The organism is Deinococcus sp., from assembly GCF_018260555.1.
In the GTDB taxonomy this organism is placed as follows: domain Bacteria; phylum Deinococcota; class Deinococci; order Deinococcales; family Deinococcaceae; genus Deinococcus.
On record NZ_JAGLBB010000003.1, the window covers coordinates 83,824 to 91,733 of the forward strand.

The 7,910-nt window shown below is 70.1% G+C and carries 10 protein-coding genes; 5 read left to right on the top strand and 5 right to left on the bottom strand.

What is annotated here, in order from left to right; all coding sequences use genetic code 11:
• Positions 1 to 33: 33 nt before the first annotated feature.
• On the bottom strand, positions 34 to 1,485 hold the full coding sequence (locus QZ271_RS01435) for an ATP-binding protein (RefSeq protein ID WP_291428280.1): 1,452 nt from the start codon (positions 1,483 to 1,485) through the stop codon (positions 34 to 36).
• Positions 1,486 to 1,613: 128 nt separating this feature from the next.
• Between QZ271_RS01435 and QZ271_RS01440 the strand changes: the two genes are divergently transcribed.
• Complete coding sequence (locus QZ271_RS01440) at positions 1,614 to 1,961, top strand: hypothetical protein (RefSeq protein ID WP_291428282.1); 348 nt, start codon at positions 1,614 to 1,616, stop codon at positions 1,959 to 1,961.
• 297 nt (positions 1,962 to 2,258) lie between these two features.
• On the opposite strand, the gene QZ271_RS01445 is transcribed toward QZ271_RS01440, so the two are convergent.
• The 3 genes from QZ271_RS01445 to QZ271_RS01455 are packed head-to-tail and all read right to left on the bottom strand — an operon-like array spanning position 2,259 to position 4,232.
• Positions 2,259 to 2,759 (bottom strand): hypothetical protein, encoded by a 501-nt coding sequence (locus QZ271_RS01445; protein WP_291428283.1) that lies wholly within the window; start codon positions 2,757 to 2,759, stop codon positions 2,259 to 2,261.
• Position 2,760: 1 nt separating this feature from the next.
• Entirely contained in the window at positions 2,761 to 3,675 is a 915-nt protein-coding gene (locus QZ271_RS01450) for an EamA family transporter (protein ID WP_291428285.1), read from the bottom strand.
• A gap of 35 nt (positions 3,676 to 3,710) precedes the next feature.
• A complete protein-coding gene (locus QZ271_RS01455; protein ID WP_291428286.1) occupies positions 3,711 to 4,232 on the bottom strand; it encodes a DUF1697 domain-containing protein in 522 nt (173 codons plus the stop codon).
• A 49-nt stretch (positions 4,233 to 4,281) separates the two neighbouring features.
• Here QZ271_RS01455 and QZ271_RS01460 point away from each other — a divergent pair, with 49 nt between their 5' ends.
• The 4 genes from QZ271_RS01460 (at position 4,282) to QZ271_RS01475 (ending at position 7,298) form a co-directional block, all read left to right on the top strand.
• A complete protein-coding gene (locus QZ271_RS01460; RefSeq protein ID WP_291428288.1) occupies positions 4,282 to 4,599 on the top strand; it encodes a GNAT family N-acetyltransferase in 318 nt (105 codons plus the stop codon).
• A gap of 127 nt (positions 4,600 to 4,726) precedes the next feature.
• Entirely contained in the window at positions 4,727 to 5,128 is a 402-nt protein-coding gene (locus QZ271_RS01465) for a hypothetical protein (protein ID WP_291428290.1), read from the top strand.
• Between the two features lie 45 nt (positions 5,129 to 5,173).
• The gene (gatB, locus tag QZ271_RS01470; protein ID WP_291428292.1) at positions 5,174 to 6,622 is read left to right on the top strand and encodes an Asp-tRNA(Asn)/Glu-tRNA(Gln) amidotransferase subunit GatB; all 1,449 of its coding nucleotides are present in this window, start codon (positions 5,174 to 5,176) and stop codon (positions 6,620 to 6,622) included.
• 16 nt (positions 6,623 to 6,638) lie between these two features.
• The gene (locus QZ271_RS01475) at positions 6,639 to 7,298 is read left to right on the top strand and encodes a hypothetical protein (protein WP_291428294.1); all 660 of its coding nucleotides are present in this window, start codon (positions 6,639 to 6,641) and stop codon (positions 7,296 to 7,298) included.
• Positions 7,299 to 7,341: 43 nt separating this feature from the next.
• On the opposite strand, the gene QZ271_RS01480 is transcribed toward QZ271_RS01475, so the two are convergent.
• On the bottom strand, positions 7,342 to 7,910 hold a 569-nt coding region (locus tag QZ271_RS01480), incomplete at its 5' end, for a UBP-type zinc finger domain-containing protein (RefSeq protein WP_291428296.1).

Genomic DNA, 7,910 nt, shown 5'->3' on the forward strand with positions numbered 1-7,910 from the left:
CCACTCCCCACTTCCTGTCGTTCGCCCGCTGTATCAGTTCCAGCGGCCGCCGCGCTGCTGGCGCGTTTCGGCTTCCGGCGCGGCGTACAGTTCCTCGGCGCGCGAGAGTTTTTTCCGGCCGTACAGGCCTTCCAGGATGAACTCGGCGGCACTGACGCGCACGGCGTCGTCGCTGCTCGCGGCGACCTCGGCCGCCAGATCACTCAGGCCCGGCACCTCGCCCGCTGCTTTGAGCGCGGCGGCGCTGTCTCCACCCTGCGGGAAGCGGAACACGTTGCCAGCCTCGAACCACTGCTCCAGGTCGCGGGTGTTCGCGCTGCCGTAACTGCGGGCGTACGTGGCCCCGGCCGCCTTGCGGATCACGTCGCGGGCCACCTGATCGGCGCCCTTGAGTTCACCCTCGTACTCCAGTTCCATCTTGCCCGTGATGGCCGGCAGGCCCGCGTACACGTCACTGACGCGCACCACCGGGGCGTCCCCGGCCACGAGGCTGCGGCGTTCGGCGTTCGCGGCGGCGACCTCCATCAGCGAGATCGGCAGACGCTGCGACACGCCGCTCAGTTTGTCCACGCGGCCGTCCTCGCGCGCCTGGAACGCGATTTCCTCGATCAGTTCCGCAATGAACGGCGGCACGATCACGCCCTCGGCCCGCGCGGCCTCCTGCGCCGTGATGTTCATGCCCAGGCGCACGTCGGTCGGGTAGTGCGTGCGGATCTCGCTGCCGATGCGGTCCTTGAGCGGCGTGACGATCTTCCCGCGCGCCGTGTAATCCTCGGGGTTCGCGCTGAAGACCAGCATCACGTCCAGTTCCAGCCGGACCGGGTAGCCCTTGATCTGCACGTCCCCCTCCTGAAGGATGTTGAACAGCGCCACCTGCACCTTCGGGGACAGGTCCGCCAGTTCGTTCACCGCGAAGATGCCCCGGTTCGCGCGCGGCAGCAGCCCGAAGTGCATGCTTCTCACGTCGCCCAGGCTGGTGCCCAGACGCGCCGCCTTGATGGGGTCCACGTCGCCCACGAGGTCCGCGACCGTCACGTCCGGCGTCGCCAGTTTCTCCACGTACCGCTCCGCGCGCGGTAGCCAGCGGACCGGCAGGTCCAGCCCGTGCGCTTCGAGCAGGTGACGGCCCTCCGCGCCCACTGGGTTCAGTACGTCGTCCGGCATGTCCACGCCCGCAATGACCGGCACTTCGTCGTCCAGCAGGCCCGTGATGGCCCGCAGAATCCGGCTCTTCGCCTGACCGCGCAACCCCAGCAGAATAAAGTTCTGCCGTGCCAGCAGCGCGTTCACCAGTTGCGGAATCACCGTGTCGTCGTAGCCAACCACACCGGGGAACAACTCCTCGCCGCTGCGCAACTTGCGGGTCAGGTTCTCCCGCACCTCGTCCTGCACCAGCCGAATGCGGCCGTCGAACGGCGCGCGCCCGGCGTACTCCGCCGTCTGAAGCAATTCACCCAACGTTCTCGCCTTCGTCGTCACCGTCATGATGCGCGGAACCTACCACGCACCCACACGCGGGAATGTGCGGCTTGCTGGGAATCCCTCACGGCCGCGCCCACCAGAGAGCCGCAACTTCGCGTGCAGGCCTGATCGCCACCCACTACGCTGACCGCATGACCAGCACCCGGACACCCACCAGCCCCGCCGCCACGCTGCTGCTGATCCCCGCCGCCGCACTGACCGTCTGGGCACTCGCCGCCACCACCCCCGGCCTCCAGAACAGCGGCAGCGTCCGCCCCCTGCTCTACGCCACGTTCCTGCCACTGACACTCCTGACCGTCAGCCGCCTCCCCTGGACCACCTTCGCCCTGCTCGCCTGCGGCTGGATCCTCGGCATCCTCGGCCTCACCGTCACCCTCGCCGGAATTGCCAGCTGGGCCACCGGGGCGCCCGCTGCCTTGCTCGCCCTGGGCAGCGCCGCCGGATTCTTCCTGCTGCGCCGCAAGGACAGCGGCGAGTAAGACGGATTCCGATTGATTCGGTGTAGTTCTGAATCAATCCGAGCGGACGCGAGTAGGAACCGCATACGGATTTCGCGGTATGGAGCCGCAGGCGGTGCTTTTCCGACTGTGGTGGAATGGAGCGGAATCCGTATCATACGGACTCCGGTCGAGTGGCTTGCAAGGCCGTTCAATCCGGGCGGACGCGAGTGCGAGGAGCACGGACGGGGTCCTTATCAACAGGCCGTGAAAAAGGATGAGGCAGTCGGGAGTGGACGGGACCCGGCCCCTGGCCCACGCCCTACTGCCTGCTAGCGTTTACCCCCCGCTGCTGCTGCTGGCGGAGGCGTCGTGCGCCTGCTGATCTTCGAGGGCCTTGTACGCGCAGACGGCGGCCAGGGCGGCGACTTCGGTGGGCACGCCGCCGAGGGTCAGGTTCACGTCCTTGCCGTCCAGTACGCCACCGATGCGGCCGTGCAGGCGGTCGCCGCTGACGTGCAGGTCCACGGTCTTGCCGTCCAGGCGGCCGGAGAATCGGCCCCGCACGTGGTCGCCGCTGATCTGCAGGTGAATGTCGTCCCCGCCGATGTGGCCGCCGAGGCGCACGCTGACGCTCTGGGGGGTCACGTCGCCGTCGGCGTCGAAGCCAGCGAAGGTGCCGCCGATGCGGCCGTCCACGTCCCCGGCACGGACCGTGAGTTTGATGTCCTTGCCCTGGAACGTCCCGCCGATGCGGCCGTCCAGGCGTTCGCCGTTCCAGTCGGCGCGCAGGTCGTACCCCTGGGTCATGCCGCCGATCCGTCCGTTCAGTTCGCTCATGTCACCCAGTACGCGCCGGGCGGGCGGTGGGTTGCCGGGCGGCGAGGGCCACACCAGTCACGCACAGCAGCAGGCCGCCCAGCGACAGCGTGCTCAGGCGTTCGCCGTACAGCGCCCAGCTTTCCAGCACGGCCAGTGGCGGCACGAGGTAAAAGAGGCTGTTCACGCGCGCCGCCGGCAGGTCGCGCAGCAGGCGCATAAGCAGCAGGATCGCCCCGACCGACAGGACCAGCACCAGCCACGCGAGGGACAGGATGAATTCTGCGTTCCAGTGGATCACGCCGCCCGCGCGCGCCAGGGTGACGGCCCCCAGCGCGGCGGCACTGACGACGTACTGCGTGGCCGTGCCGCCCAGCAGGGGCATGTCGGCCCCCACGCGCCGCTGGTAGAGGGTACCGGCAGTCGTGCAGATGAGTGCGAAGGCGGCGGCGCCCAGCGCGGCGGCGCTGCCCACGCCACCCGGATGGCCGGTGACGCGGCCCTCCACGACCAGCAGGACGCCCGCGAAACCCAGCAGCAGCCCCGCCCACTGCGCCCGCGTGACCCGCTCGCCCAGCAGCGGCCAGGACAGCAGGCCGGTCAGCAGGGGCTGTACGCCCACCAACACGCTGGTGATTCCGGCGGGCAGGCCCAGCCCGATGGCGGTCGTCACGCCGCCCAGGTACCCGGCGTGCAGCAGCAGGCCCGTCACGCCCGCCCGCGTCGCCTGCGCACGCGTGGGCCACGGGGCGCGCAGCGCGGCCGTCAGAGCCAGCATCAGCAGGGCCGCCAGGGCGAAGCGGACGGTCAGGAACGCATACGGATCGGCGTTCCGCACGGCACCCTTGGTGCCCAGGAAGCCGGTACTCCAGAGCAGCACGAACAGCAGCGGCGTGGCCGACAGGAACGCGGCGGGCGGGGCCTTCAGGCGGGTCATGCGGCAGGCTACGGCAGGAACGGGCGGCGCGCGGCTCAGGTGTCCAGCAGGGCGGCGATGGCCCCCACGGTCCGTTCGTTGCGGACGGTCACGCCCACGCCCAGCACCCGTTCGATCACGGCGGCCGACAGTTTCATGGTCCGCACGCCGTCCGGGACCGTCTGGTACAGCGTCTGCCCCACGATCTCCCAGCGTTCCGGCGTCACGTTCCGGGCGCGCAGGGCCTCCACACGCTCCGGGGCAGGCGGGTCGCGCAGGAACGCCACCACGACCGCCTCGCTGCGCAGGTGGGCGGGGCAACCGGTTGCCGCTTCCTGCCACTCGTGCGCATTCCGCAGCGTCACGGGCACCGGGAAACCGAACTGCGTTTCCAGCGCCGCCTCCAGCCGCCCGCGCAGGTCCGGGTCGGGGTCCGCGCTGAACACGGCGTTCCCGCTCTGGATGTACGTGCGGACTTCCCGCAGGCCCAGGCCGGTCAACAGGGCGCGCAGGTCGGCCATGGGCACCTTGCGCCGCGCTCCCAGGTTCACTGCGTGCAGCAGCGCCACGAAGATCATGTTCAGCGTTGTACCAGACTTTCGCGCCCCGGTGCGGCAGACTGGCCTGATGCGCCCCGTCACACCCGCCGATGCTGCCACCCTCGCCGCGCACCGCTACCCGGACGCCTGCGACCTCCCCGAGCGGCCCGTGTATGCCGCGTGGGTGGAATCTGCTCTGCGGGAGGGGTCGTACCTGGGCTTCCTGCTGGAGAGTGGGGGAGAGGTGATCGCCGGGGCGGGCGTGACCCTGCTGCACTGGGGGCCCACGCGCGGCGATCCGCAGCCGTGGCGGGCGCGGGTCGTGAACGTCTGGACGCACCCGGACTGGCGCCGCGCCGGGCACGCCCGCACGCTGGTCGTGGCCTGCCTGGACGCCCTGCGGTGACGCGGAATCATGCGCGTCAGCCTGGGCAGCAGCGACAGGGCCCGCCCGCTGTACGCGGACCTGGGCTTCGCGGCCAGCACCCACGAGATGAACCTGACGCTGCGCGCCGCGCAGGCAGAATAGCCACATGACTTCCTTCAAGCGTGCCTTCACGCAGGCGACCGCCCGGTACGGCCGATTCGGGCACGCGGCACACCTGTTCGTCGCGTGGACGCTGCTGCGCGACCGGCCCGCGCTGGCTGCCCTGGCCGAATTCCGCGCGGGCCTGCGCGCCCTGGCCGACAGCCTGGGCCTTCAGGACAAGTACAGCGAGACGCAGACGGTCGCGTGGTTCTTCGCGGTGCTCGACCATCTGGACCGCACCGGGAACAGTACGGAGGACTGGGAGGCGTTCGAGGCCCGGAACCCTGACCTGTTCGGTCCCGCCTACCTGCACGCCTTCTATCCACCCGGGGTGCTGGGCAGCCGGGCGGCGCGGCTGCACTTCCTGCCGCCTGAACCGGCGCCCGGACCGGCCGGGACCTCCTAGCCCGCGTATGCCGTGGCCGTGCGGCGCGGCGGTATCCTGCGTGGCATGTCGTATGTGGCGGTTATTGGTCTGGAAGTTCACCTGCAACTCAAGACGCGGTCCAAGATCTTCAGCGCGTGTCCGCAGGAGTATCACGGGGCGGAACCGAACACGTTCACGGACCCGTTCACGCTGGGCTTGCCGGGCACGCTGCCCACGCTGAACCGTGAGGCAGTGGAACTCGCCATGATGTTCGGCCTGGGCCTGAACTGCGACGTGAGCGGCTTCACGCAGTTTCACCGCAAGAATTACTTTTACCCGGACGCCCCCAAGAACTTCCAGCTGTCGCAGTACGACCGGCCCATCGCGCGCGACGGGTTCCTGGACGTGACCGTGCCGGGCGGCGAGACGAGCCGCGTGCGCATCAAGCGGGCGCACCTGGAGGACGACGCGGGCAAACTGACGCACCCCACATACGCGCCGTACTCCATGCTCGACCTGAACCGCGCCGGGTCCAGCCTGCTGGAGATGGTCACGGAGGCCGACATCGTGAGCGCCGAGCAGGCCCGCGCGTTCCTGGAGAGCGTGCAGGCCATCGCGCAGGCGCTGGGGGTCAGTGACGCCACGCCCGAGGAAGGCAAGATGCGTTGCGACGTGAACCTCAGCCTGCACCGGCCCGGCGAGCCGTGGGGCACCAAGTGCGAGGTGAAGAACCTCAACTCGTTCCGCTCCGTGGCGCGGGCCATCGAGTTCGAGACGGTGCGGCAGGCCCGCATTCTGGACGCCGGTGGGCGCGTTACGCAGGACACCCTGGGCTGGGACGAGGGCGGCCAGAAGACCTTCCTGATGCGCACCAAGGAAGGCGAGGCCGACTACCGGTACTTCCCCGAGCCGGACCTGCCCCCACTGGACATCACGCCCGAATGGATCGCGCGCGTGCGGGAGCGCATGCCCGAACTGCCGGCGCAGAAACTGGACCGTTACCGCGCGGCGGGTGTCCGCGAGGCCGACGCGCAGACCCTGAGCCTCAGCGTGCCGCTGTCGCGCTTCTACGACGAGGCGCTGGAGACGCAGCCCCGCCCGGACGCCCAGAAACCTGATGCGCAGAAACTGGCGAACTGGCTGCTGGGTGACGTGTCCGGCCTGCTGGCCGCGCAGGAGCGCAGCGTCACGGACGCCGACCTGAAACCCGCGCACCTGGCCGCGCTGGTCCACCTGATCGACGCGGGGACCATCAGTGGCAAGATCGCCAAGGACCTGCTCCCGGACGTGATGACCGGCCACGACCCGGCCCAACTGGTGCAGGAACGCGGCCTGAGCGTCGTGACCGACACGGCCGCCATCGACGCGGCCATCGACGCGGCCATGACGGCCGACCCGGCCACCGTCGAGAAGGTCCGCGCGGGGAACGCCAAGGCCATGAACGCCCTGTTCGGGCCGGTCATGAAAGCCATGGGCGGCCAGGCCAAACCGGAAGTGGTGCGCGAACGCCTGAGCGCCAAGCTGGGCCTGTGAACGCCGCGGAGCGCGCGTGACTCCGGCCCGCTGGCGGTCCCTGGCGCTGGGCGCGCTGTGGGCGCAGGTCGCGGCGCTGCTGGGCACGGCCGCGTTCTCACTGTGGCACTCGGTGGACTTCAGCCGTTACTTCAACGCTGCCGAGGCCCTGATCGCCGCGCTGGTCATGGCCTGGTGGACCACCCTGCTGGGCCGCACCCTGAACGCCCAGCCCACGCCCGGCACGGACGGCGTGCACCGCGCCCTGACGATGGTCTTCCCCTGGCTGACCTCACTGCGCGGCGCGCTGTGGGGCCTGACGCTGTTCGGTGTGCTGGGCGGCGCCACCCCCGAAGCGAACCCGGTGGCCCTGACGGCCCTGCTGACCATCTGGGGCACGGCGATCCTCGCCAGTAACGCCACGTACGGCAGCCTTGCGCGCGTCAGCACCGAGCCGCTGGCCGCGGCGCCCCGCCGCAAGCTGATGGACTGGCTGAACCTCGCCGCCGCCCTGAGCCTCGGCATGGCCGTCCTGAACGTCGTGCCTATCCGCGGCTTCAGCGGCGACCCGGACCTGAGCACGCAACTCGTGTACGGCCTGGGCGGCCTGCTCGACGTGACCGCCACCCTGCTGGCCCTGCGCGCCCTGCAGGTGCAGCCCGTCCCGGACGGTGAACAGGGGAAAGTTGATGGTTGATGGATAACAGGGGTTGGTCCTCTATCACCCACCCACCATCCCCCTACTTCGTCCAGCGGTGCTCGTAGCAGTACGCCCAGGTTTCGCCCGGCTCGGCGCTGCGGATGACCGGGTGATTCTGCCGCCGGGCGTGCGCGGTGGCGTGCTTGTTCCGGCTGGAATCGCAGCAGCCGACGTGCCCGCAGGTCATGCACACCCGCAGGTGCACCCAGGTGTCGCCCAGTGCCACGCATTCCAGGCACACGTCCGCCTCCGGGGTGACCGGCCCGGCGTTGTGCGCGGCGTGATCGCACTGCGCGCGTTGCGTGGCACTCAGGGTCACGGCGGGATGCTCGGCCAGGTGGCGGGTGATGTCCGCGCGAGTCACCTCGGGCGGCGTCAGGAGGTCCAGAATCCCGGCGGCGATCTCCCGGCGGGCGCTCAGGATGTGCTGCGCGCCCAGCTGTTGCAGCCCGTGAAAGCCCTCGCTGGACGTGGCCTGCGTGATGATGGTCAGGTCCGGCGCGACCGAGCGGGCCACACTCACGGCCCGCTCGGTCATCTCGGTGTCGTCGTCCGCGATGACCAGCGCGCGGGCCGAGGCGATATTCAGTTCGCGCAGCAGCCCGGCCC

Bases quoted from the DNA above. Each gene is read 5' to 3' on its own strand.
- QZ271_RS01435 (WP_291428280.1), bottom strand. From the start codon at position 1,485: ATGACGGTGACGACGAAGGCGAGAACGTTGGGTGAATTGCTTCAGACG.
- QZ271_RS01440 (WP_291428282.1), top strand. From the start codon at position 1,614: ATGACCAGCACCCGGACACCCACCAGCCCCGCCGCCACGCTGCTGCTG.
- QZ271_RS01445 (WP_291428283.1), bottom strand. From the start codon at position 2,759: ATGAGCGAACTGAACGGACGGATCGGCGGCATGACCCAGGGGTACGAC.
- QZ271_RS01450 (WP_291428285.1), bottom strand. From the start codon at position 3,675: ATGACCCGCCTGAAGGCCCCGCCCGCCGCGTTCCTGTCGGCCACGCCG.
- QZ271_RS01455 (WP_291428286.1), bottom strand. From the start codon at position 4,232: ATGATCTTCGTGGCGCTGCTGCACGCAGTGAACCTGGGAGCGCGGCGC.
- QZ271_RS01460 (WP_291428288.1), top strand. From the start codon at position 4,282: ATGCGCCCCGTCACACCCGCCGATGCTGCCACCCTCGCCGCGCACCGC.
- QZ271_RS01465 (WP_291428290.1), top strand. From the start codon at position 4,727: ATGACTTCCTTCAAGCGTGCCTTCACGCAGGCGACCGCCCGGTACGGC.
- gatB (WP_291428292.1), top strand. From the start codon at position 5,174: ATGTCGTATGTGGCGGTTATTGGTCTGGAAGTTCACCTGCAACTCAAG.